Source organism: Bartonella sp. TT67HLJMS (assembly GCF_042193375.1).
Lineage (GTDB): Bacteria > Pseudomonadota > Alphaproteobacteria > Rhizobiales > Rhizobiaceae > Bartonella > Bartonella grahamii.
In genome coordinates this window covers 1-580 of sequence record NZ_JBHILP010000048.1, presented here as the reverse complement: position 1 = coordinate 580, position 580 = coordinate 1, and the positions used below count along the sequence as shown (strand labels likewise).

2 pseudogenes are annotated in these 580 nt (G+C 39.5%); both read left to right on the top strand.

The window, feature by feature from the left end:
• A pseudogene (locus ACFIJQ_RS08900) lies at positions 1-202 on the top strand (hypothetical protein); the annotation flags it as partial.
• Positions 203-398: 196 nt separating this feature from the next.
• Positions 399-580 (top strand): annotated as a pseudogene (locus ACFIJQ_RS08895) (hypothetical protein); the annotation flags it as partial.

The window sequence follows — 580 nt, the reverse complement described above, 5'->3', positions numbered from 1 at the left end:
AATGGAGGAGAATAATCCTTGGTTGCTTTATGCATTCGATCTCATTAAAGCACGTGCAAAATATGAGCTCTATAAAAATATCCTCAAAGATTCCGAATATGCTGCTGTTTCTTTTAGAGATTATCAAGAACAGCTTCAAGTGTTGCGATTCGAAACATCCCGGCGAAAAAATACTTCAAATATTCTTCCAATGAAATTTTAAAAAAAATCAAGGATTGAGGGCTGAGTTGGTGTTGGTGGAATTTTACCGCTGAATGTATCACCGTGCCTTCATTTCTAGAGTCTGAGTGATATGATTTATAGTCTGATCCGGATCTTGTCGTTTAAAAAATAAGCCTTGTCGATTTGAAATATCCTGTCGAAAAGGTTCTTCAAATATTCTGCTAATGGGGTTCTCAATGGCTTTCTTCCCAATCGCTGATTATCGGCCTGATGTGGCTGACATTAATGGCAGCTTTACCGATGAACTCATCAATGTGTTGCCAGCTGATGGCTCTTATATTCCTATGCCAAGTTTTAGCCCCCTCTCAGAGCCTTGTCCTGATCCCATTCTAGGAGCTTTCGCTGTGAGAACAAAAAC